This window comes from Sanguibacter sp. TS_SC_8, from assembly GCF_055361235.1.
Genome location: NZ_CM143955.1, coordinates 3,767,473 through 3,780,971 on the forward strand (window position 1 = coordinate 3,767,473; position 13,499 = coordinate 3,780,971).

At 72.0% G+C, this 13,499-nt stretch carries 14 protein-coding genes; all 14 read right to left on the reverse strand.

The window, feature by feature from the left end; genetic code table 11:
• Nucleotides 1-27: 27 nt before the first annotated feature.
• The gene (locus ACWA15_RS16920; RefSeq protein ID WP_464056699.1) at nt 28-825 is read right to left on the reverse strand and encodes an SDR family oxidoreductase; all 798 of its coding nucleotides are present in this window, start codon (nt 823-825) and stop codon (nt 28-30) included.
• Between the two features lie 3 nt (nt 826-828).
• The gene (locus ACWA15_RS16925) at nt 829-2,505 is read right to left on the reverse strand and encodes an AMP-binding protein (RefSeq protein WP_464056700.1); all 1,677 of its coding nucleotides are present in this window, start codon (nt 2,503-2,505) and stop codon (nt 829-831) included.
• An 87-nt stretch (nt 2,506-2,592) separates the two neighbouring features.
• Nucleotides 2,593-3,588: an energy-coupling factor ABC transporter permease gene (locus tag ACWA15_RS16930; protein ID WP_464056701.1), complete on the reverse strand. Its 996-nt coding sequence runs from the start codon at nt 3,586-3,588 to the stop codon at nt 2,593-2,595.
• Nucleotides 3,589-3,613: 25 nt separating this feature from the next.
• Nucleotides 3,614-4,393, reverse strand: coding sequence for an urease accessory protein UreD (locus ACWA15_RS16935; RefSeq protein ID WP_464056703.1), 780 nt, complete (start codon nt 4,391-4,393; stop codon nt 3,614-3,616).
• Nucleotides 4,394-4,427: 34 nt separating this feature from the next.
• Nucleotides 4,428-5,201 (reverse strand): urease accessory protein UreG, encoded by a 774-nt coding sequence (ureG, locus tag ACWA15_RS16940; RefSeq protein WP_464056705.1) that lies wholly within the window; start codon nt 5,199-5,201, stop codon nt 4,428-4,430.
• Nucleotides 5,194-5,967, reverse strand: coding sequence for an urease accessory protein UreF (locus ACWA15_RS16945; RefSeq protein ID WP_464056707.1), 774 nt, complete (start codon nt 5,965-5,967; stop codon nt 5,194-5,196). The genes ureG and ACWA15_RS16945 overlap by 8 nt, the downstream gene beginning before the upstream one ends.
• Nucleotides 5,967-7,682, reverse strand: coding sequence for an urease subunit alpha (locus tag ACWA15_RS16950; protein WP_464056708.1), 1,716 nt, complete (start codon nt 7,680-7,682; stop codon nt 5,967-5,969). The genes ACWA15_RS16945 and ACWA15_RS16950 overlap by 1 nt, the downstream gene beginning before the upstream one ends.
• Nucleotides 7,675-8,064, reverse strand: a complete 390-nt coding sequence (locus tag ACWA15_RS16955) for an urease subunit beta (protein WP_464056710.1) — start codon at nt 8,062-8,064, stop codon at nt 7,675-7,677. Before ACWA15_RS16955 ends, ACWA15_RS16950 begins: the two co-directional genes overlap by 8 nt.
• 10 nt (nt 8,065-8,074) lie before the next feature.
• Nucleotides 8,075-8,377 carry an urease subunit gamma gene (locus tag ACWA15_RS16960; RefSeq protein WP_464056711.1) on the reverse strand — a complete coding sequence of 101 codons (303 nt, stop codon included), beginning with the start codon at nt 8,375-8,377 and terminating at the stop codon, nt 8,075-8,077.
• Nucleotides 8,377-9,069 (reverse strand): urea ABC transporter ATP-binding subunit UrtE, encoded by a 693-nt coding sequence (gene urtE / locus ACWA15_RS16965; protein WP_464056713.1) that lies wholly within the window; start codon nt 9,067-9,069, stop codon nt 8,377-8,379. Before urtE ends, ACWA15_RS16960 begins: the two co-directional genes overlap by 1 nt.
• 1 nt (nt 9,070) lies before the next feature.
• Nucleotides 9,071-10,003 (reverse strand): urea ABC transporter ATP-binding protein UrtD, encoded by a 933-nt coding sequence (gene urtD, locus ACWA15_RS16970; protein WP_464056714.1) that lies wholly within the window; start codon nt 10,001-10,003, stop codon nt 9,071-9,073.
• Entirely contained in the window at nt 9,996-11,168 is a 1,173-nt protein-coding gene (urtC, locus tag ACWA15_RS16975) for an urea ABC transporter permease subunit UrtC (RefSeq protein ID WP_464056716.1), read from the reverse strand. Before urtC ends, urtD begins: the two co-directional genes overlap by 8 nt.
• Nucleotides 11,165-12,049 (reverse strand): urea ABC transporter permease subunit UrtB, encoded by an 885-nt coding sequence (urtB, locus tag ACWA15_RS16980; RefSeq protein WP_464056717.1) that lies wholly within the window; start codon nt 12,047-12,049, stop codon nt 11,165-11,167. Before urtB ends, urtC begins: the two co-directional genes overlap by 4 nt.
• A gap of 123 nt (nt 12,050-12,172) precedes the next feature.
• Nucleotides 12,173-13,426: an urea ABC transporter substrate-binding protein gene (urtA, locus tag ACWA15_RS16985; RefSeq protein WP_464056719.1), complete on the reverse strand. Its 1,254-nt coding sequence runs from the start codon at nt 13,424-13,426 to the stop codon at nt 12,173-12,175.
• Nucleotides 13,427-13,499: the final 73 nt, after the last annotated feature.

Here is a 13,499-nt window from a genome sequence, read left to right on the forward strand (position 1 = left end):
GCCCCCGGCACTCCATCAGCGCTGGGGCTACCGCCGGAACCCGCCCTCGGAGTCGATCGTCTGCCCGGTCACCCACTGCGCGTCGTCGGACACCAACCACGTGACAAGACGCGCCGCGTCGTCCGGCACACCCCAGCGGCTCTGCGGCATGAGCTCGAGGACCTCGCGCTCCTGCGCGGTGTCCGCCCATGCGGTGTCGGTCGGGCCCGGGTTGACGCAGTTGACCGTGATCCTTCGCGGAGCGAGGTGTGCGGACAGGCTGGCCGTCATCTGCTGCACCGCACCCTTGGAGATGACGTACGGCAGCTCGGTCGGCATCCCGCCTCGGTGCTGGCCCGACGTGAAGAGCACGACGCGCCCCCCGGGCCGGCCGTCGTGCTGCGCCGCGAACTCCTTGACCAGCAGCACGGTCGCGCGGGCGTTGACGGCGAAGGACCGGTCCAGCTCGTCGGCGTCGAGCGTCTCGAGCGTGCCCCCGACGCCGCGGGCGTGGTTGGCGACCACCGCATCGACGTGACCGTGGTGCTCCATGGCGGCGGCCATCACCTGGGCCGGGGCGACGGGGTCCGCGAAGTCGGCAGAGACCACGGTGACCGTCGCGCCGAGGCCCTCGCACTCGCTGACCAGCGGCGCGAGGCCGTCAGCGTCCGCTCCCCAGGGCTGCTCGGCATCGTAGGGCGACCAAGACTGCAGCACGAGGTCAGCGCCCGCCGCGGCCAGACGGAGGGCGATCGCCGCTCCGATCCCCCGCCGGCGGGAGACTCCCGTGACGAGGACGACACGGCCGTGGAAGTTGTAGGTGACGGAGGCGGTCGGCTGGGTCATGGGTCAGTTCCCCTCGGTGACGGAGCGTTCGGACGCCTCACGGAGCACGACCCGGCGGATCTTCCCGGAGATCGTCGTCGGCATGGCGTCGACGAACTCGATCTGGCGCGGGTACTTGTACGGGGCGGTGCGGTGCTTGACGAAGTCCTGGATGTCTTTGACCAGCGCGTCCGACGGCGCGTGGCCGGCGGCCAGCACGATGGTCGCCTTGACGACCGAGCCGCGGACGTCGTCGGGCGCTGCGGTGACGGCGCACTCCATGACGGCCGGGTGACCCATGACCACGCTCTCCACCTCGAAGGGACCCACCCGGTAGCCGGAGGTCTTGATCATGTCGTCGGTGCGTCCGACGTACCAGTAGTACCCGTCGGCGTCCCGCCGGGCGAGGTCGTGCGTGTGATAGAAGCCGTCGTGCCACACAGAGGCGGTCGTGGCCGGGTCGCCGTCGTAGCCGGTGAACAGCCCGATCGGCTTGGTGCCGGTGATGCGGAGGCAGATCTCCCCGTCCTGGTCGACGCCCACCTCGGAGCCGTCCTCGGCGAGCAGCACGACGTCGTAGCCCGGCGAGGGGGTGCCCATCGACCCGGCCTTGGTGGGCTCCCAGTAGTTGGTGACGACGGCGAGGGTCATCTCCGTCTGCCCGTAGCCCTCCTTGAGCTCGAGCCCAGTCTTGTCCCGGAACGTCTCGTAGACGACCGGGTTCATCGCCTCGCCCGCGATCGTGCAGTGCGCCAGGGCGGAGAGGTCGTAGCCGGAGAGGTCCTGGGTGATGAGGAACCGGTAGACGGTCGGGGCCGCGCAGAACGAGGTGACCCGGGCGTCCTGGAGGTGCTCGAGCAGGCGGACCGCGTCGAAGCGGTCGAAGTCGTAGACGTCGACGCAGGTCTCCAGGAACCACTGGCCGTAGAGCTTGCCCCACACGGACTTGGCCCACCCGGTCTCCGAGAGCGTGAGGTGCAGCCCCTCGGGGTCGACCTTGTGCCAGTACTTCGCGGTGGCGATGTGCGCGACCGGGTAGGAGTAGTCGTGCACGACCATCTTCGGCTGGGCGGTCGTCCCCGACGTGAAGTACAGCAGCATCGCGTCGCCGACGGCGGGCAGGTCCTCGGCCGCGGGCCGGACGAACGGCGGCGCGGCGGCCATCCCGGCGTCGAGGTCCGCCCAGCCCTCACGGGCGCCGCGCACACCGATCTTCACGAGCGACCGGCCGGTCTCGGCCTGGGCCGCGTCGACCTCCGCGGCGACGTCGCCCTCCAGGGTGGACACGACCGCGGTCACGTTCGCCTCGGTGAGCCGGAAGACGAGGTCGTAGCGCAGCAGCTGGTTGGTCGCCGGGACCGCGACCGCGCCGATCTTGTGCAGGGCGGTGATGGCCCACCAGAACTGCGCGTGCCGCTTGAGGATGAGCAGGACCCGGTCGCCCTTGCGGATGCCCTGGGCGAGGAAGTACGCGGCGGCCTGGTCGCTCAGCCGCTGGACGTCGCCGAAGGTGTAGTCGGCGCGCTCGCCCTCGTCGTTGCACCAGCGCAGGGCGCGGCGGTCCGGGGTCTGGGTGCCCAGGCGGTCGACGACGTCGTAGGCGAAGTTGAAACCGGGCGGGCAGTCCAGGGAGAAGGAGAGCGGGTGACCGTCCTCGGCCAGGTCCTCCGTGAGGTAGTCCGCGTGCAGCCCGACCAGCATGTCCTGTGCCTCTTCCGTTGGTGCGTCAGTCAGCAAGTGACGCTAGCACTGCCGCGCTGCACCCCCGTGGGCCGTAGGGCTCGCCGGTCAGGGCCGCGCCGGCTGGCGCGCGGCGGTCAGCGCCGCCACCACAGCGGCGGCCAGCCCCGCCACGACGACGATCCCGAGCAGCCCCGCGACACCGACCGGGCTCCCACTCGCTGCTCCGTAGTCGGCGAAGGGCAGTCCCGCGAGCGCGTGCGCGCCGGCGGTGTCGAGGAAGCCCAGCTGCTCGGCGGTCGCCTCGAGGCCGTCCGGGGAGGCGGCGGCGAAGGAGGAGAGCACGACGGCGCTGACGGCGGCAATCGCCGACACGGTGAGGACGGCGCGGCGCACGGGGACCTCGGCGCCGGACCCGGCCGGCGCCCGGTGGTCGAGGTGCGCGGCGCCCGGCGCGAGGGCCAGGACGACCGCGACGACGGCCGCGGTGATGAGGCCCTCGCCCAGGCCGATGAGGGCGTGGATAGAGAGCATCGTCGTGGTGAGCTCCCTGAGCGGGACGGTCGCCGCGCCGCCGACGGCGAACAGGGCGACGAAGCCGATGGCCGACGCCGGCACGCTTGCCAGCGCACCGAGTCCGGCGGCCAGCGGGGCGTAGCGGGCAGCCGGAGCGGCCCCTGTCGCACGCTCACGGGCCTGGCCAGCAGCCTGCAGGCGCTGGACGCCGTGCGTCACGGCCCATCCGACCGCGACCCCGATCACCGCCATGAGCAGGGTGTTCGTGCCCAGCGCGGTGAGGCCGCCGTCGGCAAAGAGGGTGGCCTGCACCACGAGGACAGCCGTCACCGCGATCATCGCGAGCCACGGCCCCACGAGCGCGGCGGCCAGCACCCCGCCCATGAGGTGGCCGCTGGTCCCGGTGGCGACGGGGTAGTTGATCATCTGCAAGGCGAACACGACCGCCCCGGTCGCGGCCGTGAGGGCGATCCGCTGGCGGGTGAGGTCTTCGCGGGAGCGATACGCGGCGTACGCGATCGCGGCGCAGGCCACCACCGTGGTGGCGGTCGAGGTGGGGTCGTTGAGCATGTGGTCGGGGACGTGCACGGTGGGTCTCCTTCAGGTCGGACGACTAGGCGGGGGTGGGGCCGAGGATCGGCGGCGTGGGGGCGAGGAGGAGCGGGGGCCCGGGATCGGCGGCCGGCGTCCGGTCTCTCACGCTCGCGACCCACTGCGGCCACCGGGCATCGAGGGACCCGGTGTGGGCGTCCTGCCCGACGGATCGCGCCAGGGCGCCCTCGGCGTCGAGGTCGAGGTGCACCTGTCCGAGGACGGGCGGGCCCGCCGGGGGACGCGTGCCGAGGCAGAGGATCGAGTCGAGGACCCGCGCCGCGCCGAGGACCCCCGGGGCCGTGCGTGAGGCGTCGAGGCGGAGGTCGTCGACGAAGGCGGGACGCCCGCCGAGGGTGCACCGCGTCTGCGTGCGCAGGTCACCGCCGACCTCGCCGGTGCGACCCAGCACGAGGATCTCGCGCAGGAGGAGGGCAGCGCCGTCTGCCAGGGTGGCCGTGGTGCGCCGGGTGACGTCGGCTCCCGCTGCGACGACGAACGGCAGCCCCTCCCACACGAGGGTGCCGCCCTCCTCGACCTGGATCACCACGTCCCAGGACGCGGCACCGCCCCGGGCGTCGTAGGCGACGGTCCCGGACGTCTCGACGACCTCGAGCCACGCACCGGGGCCGACGTGGACGTCGATCCGGACCTCGTCGCCGGCGAGCAGCAACGCACCGGTCGCCACGAGCGCGACGCGCGCGCCGGCGGCGTCGCTGGACAGCACCCGGGGGCTGAGCAGCCCGGTGCGCAGCGAGCACCGCGCCCGGCCGTCGCCCGGCTGCACCTCGATCCGTGTCATCTGCGATCCGTGTCGTCCGTGTCGTCCGCCTGGATCAGGCGTGGGAGTGGTCGTGCGGGTGCGCGTGGTCGCCGTGCGCGTGGTCAGCGTGCGCGTGGTCCCCGTGCCCGTGGTCCTCGTCCTCGGCGTGGAAGTGCGGGGCCATCGGCCCCGGGTCCTGGGGCACGTGCAGGCCGCCGGTGTGCGCGGCGAGGACCTCGAGGACCCACGCCTTGAGGGTCGCCCGGGAGGCCGGGTCCTCCCGGGACAGGGCGAGGACAGGACGGCCCTCGCGGGCCGCCTCGCCGTCGGCCACCATCTGCGCGACGTCGACGCCGACATAGGGGGCGAGGTCGGTCTTGTTCACCACGAGCAGGTCCGCGCGCGCGATGCCGGGGCCGCCCTTGCGTGCCACGTCTCCGCCGCCGGCGACGTCGAGCACGAAGATCTGGGCGTCGACCAGGGCCGGGGAGAACGTCGCGGTGAGGTTGTCCCCGCCGGACTCCACGAGCACGACGTCGAGCGGGGCGAAGTCCTCCTCGAGGTCCTCGACAGCCATGAGGTTGGCGGTGATGTCGTCGCGGATCGCGGTGTGCGGGCAGGCGCCGGTCTCCACGGCGCGGATGCGCTCGGGGTCGAGCACCCCGGCCGAGCGCAAGAACCGGGCGTCCTCGTCGGTGTAGATGTCGTTGGTGATCACGCCGAGGGAGAGCTCCCCGGCGAGCTCACGGCACACGAGCGCGATGAGCGAGCTCTTGCCGGTGCCGACGGGGCCGGCGACGCCGAGGCGGAGCGAGCGGGTACGGACGGGGGTGGTGTTCTCAGGCACTGAAGAGCCTTTCCGTGGTGCGGGCGTGACGCTCGGCCCACTGCTCCATGAGCGGTGCGCCGTGCGCGGGGATGTGGTCGGGATGGGTGAGCTCGGCGACCTCGGTGACGAGGTCGTCGATGTCGGGTCCGGCGGCCAGGACCCAGGCCGTCGTCTCGGCCGGGTCGACCGGCTCGAGCTTGAGCGAGGCCGCCGCGACCGTCTGGGCGTCGTCGTAGGCGACCAGGCGGGCCAGGCGCGCGGCGTCGAGCCCCGCGCACGCGGCGAGGACGCCGAGCACCACCGGACGCGGGACCCCGGTGCCGGCCGACCGGGCGGCGCCGGGCAGGCCGAAGGCCCCGGCGAGGGTGAGCGCACCGCCGGTCCGCCGGGCCCGGGTGGGCAGGTCCTTCTCGAGGGCGGCCAGCGCCGGGTGGTCGGGCCACAGCCGGCGGGCGAGGCGCAGGTAGCCGCGCCCCAGCCGCTCGGAGGTCTCGCGCAGCGCCGGGCTCGGGGTGCGCGCCGCCCAGGCGCCGCGCACGTCGGCGAGGGTCACCGACCCGGCGAGATCGAGCGCGACGTGCCGAGCCACGACCGCGGTCCCCGCCTCCACCCGGACGGTTGTGGCCAGGCGCGCGGCGATGTAGGCGGGCACGTCCCGGGGTGGCATCCCGGCCCGCAGCGCCGGCTCGAGCCCGGCGGACTGGGTGTGCCCCCCGGTGGGCAGGCGCGCGTCGGCCAGGAGCATCAGCAGGATGTCCGGGTGGGTGCCGGTGATCTGGTGCATCAGAACATCGAGTAGAGCTGGGCGAGCGGGAGGCTCGCGGCGGGGGCGGGTTCGACGAGGTCCCCGTCGATCGTGATGGCGAAGGTCTCGGGGTCGATGTCGATCGTGGGGAGGGCGTCGTTGTTGCGCATCTGCGCCTTGCCCACCCCGCGGGTGTCGCCCAGCGGCAGCAGCGTCCGGGAGAGCTCCAGACGGTCGGCGAGCCCGTCGTCGAGCGCGGCCGGGGAGACGAAGGTGAAGGACACGTCGGCGCCGATCGCCTCGGCCAGCGCGGGGCGCATGAGGACCGGCTGGGGCGAGGGGATGGAGGCGTTGGGGTCACCGAGCGCGCCCCACACGAGCGCGCCGCCCTTCATGACGACGGAGGGACGCACACCGAAGAACTTCGGCTCCCACAGCACCAGGTCGGCGATCTTCCCTGGTTCCACGGACCCGACATAGGCGTCGATCCCGTGCGCGACCGCCGGGTTGATCGTGTACTTGGCGACGTACCGGCGGGCCCGCAGGTTGTCCGCCGGCAGCGCCCCGGGACCGGGCGCCTCGAGCGCCCCACGGCGGGCCTTCATGACGTGGGCGACCTGCCACGTCCTCGTGATCACCTCACCGATGCGGCCCATCGCCTGGGCGTCCGACGACGTGATGGACATCGCCCCCATGTCGTGGAGGACGTCCTCGGCGGCGATGGTCGTCGCCCGGATCCGGGACTCCGCGAAGGCGAGGTCCTCCGGGACCCGGGGGTTGAGGTGGTGGCACACCATGAGCATGTCGAGGTGCTCGGCGACGGTGTTGACGGTGTGCGGCAGGGTCGGGTTGGTCGAGCCCGGGATGACGTTGGGGTGGCTGGCGACGGTGAGGATGTCGGGGGCGTGGCCACCGCCGGCGCCCTCGGCGTGGAAGGCGTGGATGGACCGGCCCCCGATCGCGGCGAGGGTGGACGCGACGAACCCGGCCTCGTTGAGGGAGTCGGAGTGCAGGGCGACCTGCAGGCCCCAGTCCCCCGCGGCGGTCAGCGCGGCGTCGATCGCGGCGGGCGTGGAGCCCCAGTCCTCGTGCACCTTGTAGCCGCCCGCACCGGCCATCGCCTGCTCGCGCAGCGCCGCCGCGCTGACGGTGTTGCCCTTGCCGAGGAGGATGACGTTGACCGGCAGCCGGTCCAGGCTGCGGTGGATCGCGCGCAGGTGCCAGGCGCCGGGGGTCACCGTGGTCGCCTTGGTGCCCTCGCTCGGGCCGGTCCCGCCGCCGACCACCGTGGTGAGGCCGGTGGCGAGCGCCTCGACGATCTGCGACGGGGAGATGAGGTGGACGTGGGAGTCGATGCCGCCGGCGGTGAGGATCTTGCCCTCTCCGCTGACCACGTCGGTGCTCGGGCCGATGTGCAGCAGGGGGTGGACGCCGTCGGCGATGTCGGGGTTCCCTGCCCGGCCCAGCGCGACGATCCGGCCGTCGCGGATGCCGACGTCGGCGCGCACCACACCCCACCAGTCCAGGATGATCGCGTTGGTGATGACGGTGTCGAGGGCGCCGTCGGCCCGGGTCGTGGTTCCTTGGGCCATGGACTCCCGGATGGACTTGCCGCCGCCGAAGACGGCCTCCTCGCCGCCGACCGTGCGGTCCTCCTCGATCTCGATCCACAGGTCGGTGTCGCCCAGGCGGACCTGGTCGCCGGTCGTGGGGCCGTAGAGCGCCACGTACTGGGCGCGGGGGACCTCAACCATGCTGGGCACCATCCTGGTCGGGAGCGCTTGTCGGGACGCCGGTCGCGACGTCGTGCTCGGTCTTGTCCCGCTGGATGCCGGGCACGCGCCGCAGCCCGCGCAGCGCGACGGCGTCGACGCGGGCCGAGGCGCCCGGCTCGAAGCGCCGGGACGTGCCGGAGGGGATGTCGAGGCGGAAGCCGCGAGCGGCCTCCCGGTCGAAGGCGAGCGCCGTGTTGGAGTCGGGCAGGTGCAGGTGCGAGCCGATCTGCACGGGCCGGTCGCCGGTGTTCTCGATGACGAGGGTGAGGCGCTCGGCCGCCGTGCGGTCGCCGTTGAGGACGACGGGGGCCTGCGAGCCGAGCCGGATCGCGCCCGGGCCGGTGCTGGACATGCCTGCCATGGCGAGCCTCCTAGGCGATCGGGTTGTGGATGGTGACGAGCTTGCGCCCGTCCGGGAAGGTCGCCTCGACCTGGACGTCGGGCAGCATCTCGGCGACGCCGTCCATGACGTCGTCGCGCCCGAGCACCTCCCGGCCGGTGACCATGAGGTCCGCGACGCTCCCGCCCGCGCGTGCCTCCTCGATGACCCAGGTGGTCAGCAGGGCGACGGTCTCGGGATAGTTGAGCTTGATCCCGCGGGCCCGCCGGTCACGGGCGACCATCCCGGCGACGGCGAGCAGGAGCTTCTCCTGGTCGGCTGGTGAGAAGTGCATCAGATGGCCATCGCCGCGCGGACGTGGCCCTCGGCCTCGATGCCGCCGCCGCCGGAGTCGACGACCCGCCCGGACTCCACGACGTAGTAGGCGTCCGCGGCGCCCAGGGCGAAGCCGACGTGCTGCTCGACGAGCATGACCGACATCTCCCCGGAGTCGGTGAGCGCGACGATCGCGTCCTCGATCTCGGTGACCACGGAGGGCTGGATGCCCTCGGTGGGTTCGTCGAGGAGCAGCAGCCGGGGACCGGTGATGAGGGCCCGCGCGATCGCCAGCTGCTGGCGTTGCCCGCCCGAGAGCAACCCGGCCCGGCGGGTGAGCAGCCCGCGCAGCGCCGGGAAGAGGTCGAGGGCTTCGTCCAGGCGGGTGGCGCCGTCCTTGCGGGTGTCCGCCACGAGCTGGAGGTTCTCCCGGGCTGTGAGGTCCCCGAAGGACTGCTGGCCCTGCGGGACGTAGGCCAGACCACGGCGCACCCGCTGGTAGGTGGGCAGGGACGTGATGTCCTCGCCGTCGAAGGTGATCGTGCCCGAGCGGGGCCGCAGCAGCCCGAGCGTGGCCCGGAGCAGCGTCGACTTCCCGGCGCCGTTGTGGCCCAGGACCGCCGCGACTCCCCCGTCCGGGACGGTGAGGGAGACGTCGTAGAGCACGAGGCTGCGCCCGTAGCCGACGTGGAGGTTGCGGATCTCGAGCATGTCAGGCCTCCGTCGGAGTCGTGGTCGCCGCGGTCGAGGTCAGGGCCGACGCCGGCCGTGCCTGGGCAGGCCGGGTGCGCCGGGCGCCGCGGGAGGCGCCCGCGGTGCCGAGGTAGACCTCCTGGACCCGGGGGTCGGCCTGGACCTCGGCGTAGGTGCCCTCGGACAGGACCGAGCCCATGTGGAGCACGGTGACCGAGGAGGCGAAGGCCCGCAGGAACTCCATGTCGTGCTCGACGACGACGACGGTCCGCTGGTCCCCGATCCGCTGGAGCAGGAGGCCGGTCTGCTCGCGCTCGGCGTGGCTCATCCCGGCGACCGGCTCGTCGAGCAGGAGCAGGCGGGCGTCCTGGACGAGCAGCATGCCGATCTCCAGCCACTGCTTCTGCCCGTGGGCGAGGATCCCGGCCTGGACGTCGCGCAGGTGCGTGAGGCCGATGGTCTCCATCGCCGCCTCGACGTTCTCCGGGACCCCGGCGCGCCGCTTGAGCAGCTCCCAGGGGCCGCGGCCGGCGCCGGCCGCGATGTCGAGGTTCTGCAGCACGGTGAGCTCCTCGAAGACGCTCGCCGTCTGGAAGGTGCGCCCGACGCCGGCCCGCGCCACCTTGTGCACCTTCCGTCCGAGCAGCTCGACTCCGCCGAACTCGACCGAGCCGCTGGCCTTGGCCAGGCCGGTGATGGCGTCGACGATGGTCGTCTTGCCGGCGCCGTTGGGGCCGATGAGGAAGCGCAGGTCGCCCTGGACGACGGTGAGGTCGACCGAGTCGACGGCGACGAAGCCGTCGAACTCCACGTGCAGGCCGCGCACCTCGAGGTAGTCGTGGCGGAACCGGTCGTCGCCCTCGCCCAGCACGGCGCCGGCGGAGGCGAGGTTGATGCCGTCGCCGGTCAGGCCGGTCGGGAGGGGGGTGGGGGTGGTCGTCGGGTCAGTCATCGTGGCCTCCGATGGTCACCGGGACGGTGGTGGGTGGGACAGCCGTGGCGGGGACGGAAGCGGCGGGGACGGTGGTCTTCGCCGTCGGCTCCGGCGTCGTCTCTCCTGGCGTCTCTCGCGGCGCCCGCCGCCACTTGGTGAAGAGTGAGGCGAGCCCCCCGGGCAGGAACGCGACGACGATGATGAACAGCGCGCCCTGGAAGTAGATCCACCCGGACGGGAAGGACTCCGACAGCGACGTCTGCGCCCACGAGACGGCAACCGCGCCCAGGACGGGACCGAGCAGCGTGGCGCGGCCACCGATCGCGACGCCGACGAGGAACGCGATGGAGGGCACCACCCCGACGTCGGCCGGGGAGATGATCCCCACGACGGGGACGAACAGCGCCCCGCCGATCGCGGCCATGGCGGCTGCGACGACGTAGGCGACGACCTTGACGGCCGCCGGGTCGTAGCCGAGGAACCGCACGCGGTTCTCCTGGTCGCGCACGGCCACGAGGAGCTCCCCGAACCGGGACACCATGAGCTGGCGCGCGATGGCGACCATGACGAGCAGCACACCGGCGACGATGAAGAAGATCATCCGCTTGTTGACCGGGTCGGCGAGGTCGTAGCCGAAGAAGGTGCGGAAGCCGTTGAGGCCGTTGGTGCCGCCGGTGACCTTCTGCTGGCCGATGAGCAGGATCGCGAAGGCGGCGGCGAGCGCCTGGGAGAGGATGGCGAAGTAGGCGCCGCGGACCCGCCGGGTGAACATCGCGAACCCGAGGACCGCCGCGAGCGTGCACGGCACCACGACGATCGCGGCGAGCGCGACGGGAGCCGACCGCAGGGGCTCCCACCATCCCGGGACCTCACCGTTGCCGTAGAGGACCATGAACTCCGGGACCCCGCCCGGGCCGGCGTCGGCCAGCTTGAGGTGCATGGCCATGATGTACGCACCGAGGCCGAAGAACACGCCCTGGCCGAGGGTGAGCATGCCGCCGCGGCCCCAGGCGAGGCCGATGCCGACGGCGACCATCGCCAGGCAGAGGAACTTCGCGAGCAGGTTGAGCCGGAAGTCGGACAGGACGACCGGGGCGACGGCGAAGAGCACGACGGCGGCGAGCGCGAAGCCCGCCAGGGTGCGGGCACGGCCGGCGCGGGTGACGAGCTCGAGGGCGTTCATGCGATCCCCCTCTGTCGGACGGAGACCAGGCCCTGGGGCCGGGCCTGGAGGAAGGCGACGATGGCGACGAAGACGAGGACCTTGGCGATGCTCGCGGTCGTGGAGTACTCGATGGTGGCCTGGAGGATGCCCAGCGTGAAGGCCGCGATGACCGCGCCCTTGATCTGCCCGATCCCGCCGACCACGACGACGAGGAACGCGTCGACGATGTAGTTGGTGCCCAGGGTGGGACCGATCGACCCGAGGAGGGTCAAGGCCACCCCGGCGATGCTCGCCAGGCCGGAGCCGATGAAGAACGTCAGCCGGTCGGTGGCCTTGGTCGAGATGCCGCTCGCCTCGGCGAGGTCCCGGTTCTGCACGACGGCGCGGATCCGCCGCCCCAGCGGGGTGAGCTTGAGGATGAGGGCGAGCGCGACGACGCACACGATCGCCAGGGCGATGATGAACAGCCGGGTGCGCGGGACGGCGAGGCCGAGGATGTCGACGGCGCCCTTGAGCCATTCCGGGGCGCGCACGTCGACGTTGGGGGCGCCGAAAATGTTGCGGGCGGCCTGCTGGAGGACGAGCGCGACGCCCCAGGTGACCAGGAGCGTGTCGAGGGGGCGGCTGTACATCCGATGGATGAGCGTCATCTCCAGGACGAGTCCGAGCGTGCCGCCGACGAGGAACCCGACGACGAGGGAGAGCAGCAAGGACACCCCCGCATCGGAGAAGATCCCCTGCATGACGTAGGCGGTGTACGCGCCGGCCATCATGAACTCGCCGTGGGCCATGTTGATGACGCCCATCTGGCCGAAGGTCAGGGCGAGGCCGAGCGCGGCCAGGAGCAGGACCGAGCCGAGGCTCAGGCCTGCGAAGAGCTGGGAGAAGATGACTTCCATCGGGCGCCTCCGGGTGTGGTGTCCGCAATCTGTGGGCGAGCGAAGGAGGGAGCGCGGTCTCGCGCTCCCTCCTTCGCCCAGATGCTCAGGTGGTCACGTGCTCATCACGTACTCGTCACGTGCTCAGGAGAGGTCGGAGGCCCACTCGTAGCCGGTGAGGAAGGGGTCCGGCTCGATGGGCTCTTCCGAGCTCCACACCGTGTGGATGAGTCCGTCCGGTCCGATCTCACCGATCAGCGCGGTCTTGGCGATGTGGTGGTTGTCGCCGTTGATGGTGACGGTGCCCTCGGGGGCCTCGAAGGAGACGCCGTCGGCCGCGCCCTGGATCTCGGTGACGCCGAAGGACTCGGCCTTCTCGACCATGTTCTTCCACAGGTAGAGCGAGGCGTAGGCGGCCTCCATGGGGTCGGAGGTCACGCGGTCTGCGCCGTACTCGGCCTTGAAGGCGGCGACGAAGGTGGTGTTCGCCGGGCTGTCGATGGTCTGGTAGTAGTTCCAGGCGGTGAGCTGGCCCTCGACGTTGTCGATGCCGATGCCGCCGACTTCTTCTTCCGCGATGGACACCGAGACGACCGGGAGGGTGTCGGCGGCGAGGCCGACGTTCTTGTACTCCTTGAAGAAGGCGACGTTGGAGTCACCGTTGAGGGTGTTGAAGACGGCGTCGGCCCCGGAGGCCTTGAGCTTGTTGACGATGGTGGAGAAGTCGGTGTGGCCCATCGGGGCGTACTCCTCGCCGACGATCTCGATGCCGTTCGCCTCGGCGTAGGCGTTGATGATCTTGTTCGCGGTCTGGGGGAACACGTAGTCGCTGCCGACGAGGAAGACCTTCGTCTTGCCCTGCTCCTTGAGGTAGTCCATGCCCGGGACGATCTGCTGGTTCGTCGTGGCGCCGGTGTAGAAGATGTTCTTGGAGGCCTCGAGGCCCTCGTACTGGACCGGGTAGAACAGGAGGGAGTTCTTCGACTCGAAGACCGGCAGCATGGCCTTGCGGCTGGAGGACGTCCATCCCCCGAACACCGCGGCGACGCAGTCGCTCGTGATGAGCTTCTCGGCCTTCTCGGCGAAGACGGTGGGCTCGGATGCCCCGTCCTCGGCGACAACCTCGACCTGCTTGCCGAGCACGCCTCCGGACGCGTTGATCTCCTTGGCGGCGAGGTCGAGGGAGTCCCGGACCGTCTGCTCGGAGATCGCCATCGTCCCGGAGAGGGAGTTGAGGAACCCGATCTTGACCGTGTCACCGTCGGTCTTCACGCACGAGGTTGCTGAGGTTGCGGTCGTCGAGCCGGAATCTGCCTTGGCTCCGCAGCCGGAGAGGCCGAGGGCCAGGATGAGGGCCGAGGCGGGCAGTACACGTGCCAGTCGTCGCGATGCGGTCATCGGGGGTCCTTTCGCCGTGGCCGAGGCCACCGTGAATCAGCCGAGGTGAGCGGTGCCCAGCCCCGGGGGATCC

Coding starts and splice junctions, on each gene's coding strand:
- urtD (WP_464056714.1), bottom strand. CDS start 10,003: ATGACTGACCCGACGACCACCCCCACCCCCCTCCCGACCGGCCTGACC.
- urtB (WP_464056717.1), bottom strand. CDS start 12,049: ATGGAAGTCATCTTCTCCCAGCTCTTCGCAGGCCTGAGCCTCGGCTCG.
- ACWA15_RS16920 (WP_464056699.1), bottom strand. CDS start 825: ATGACCCAGCCGACCGCCTCCGTCACCTACAACTTCCACGGCCGTGTC.
- ACWA15_RS16950 (WP_464056708.1), bottom strand. CDS start 7,682: ATGGTTGAGGTCCCCCGCGCCCAGTACGTGGCGCTCTACGGCCCCACG.
- ACWA15_RS16945 (WP_464056707.1), bottom strand. CDS start 5,967: ATGCACCAGATCACCGGCACCCACCCGGACATCCTGCTGATGCTCCTG.
- ACWA15_RS16925 (WP_464056700.1), bottom strand. CDS start 2,505: ATGCTGGTCGGGCTGCACGCGGACTACCTCACGGAGGACCTGGCCGAG.
- urtC (WP_464056716.1), bottom strand. CDS start 11,168: ATGAACGCCCTCGAGCTCGTCACCCGCGCCGGCCGTGCCCGCACCCTG.
- ACWA15_RS16960 (WP_464056711.1), bottom strand. CDS start 8,377: ATGCACTTCTCACCAGCCGACCAGGAGAAGCTCCTGCTCGCCGTCGCC.
- urtE (WP_464056713.1), bottom strand. CDS start 9,069: ATGCTCGAGATCCGCAACCTCCACGTCGGCTACGGGCGCAGCCTCGTG.
- ACWA15_RS16955 (WP_464056710.1), bottom strand. CDS start 8,064: ATGGCAGGCATGTCCAGCACCGGCCCGGGCGCGATCCGGCTCGGCTCG.
- ACWA15_RS16935 (WP_464056703.1), bottom strand. CDS start 4,393: ATGACACGGATCGAGGTGCAGCCGGGCGACGGCCGGGCGCGGTGCTCG.
- urtA (WP_464056719.1), bottom strand. CDS start 13,426: ATGACCGCATCGCGACGACTGGCACGTGTACTGCCCGCCTCGGCCCTC.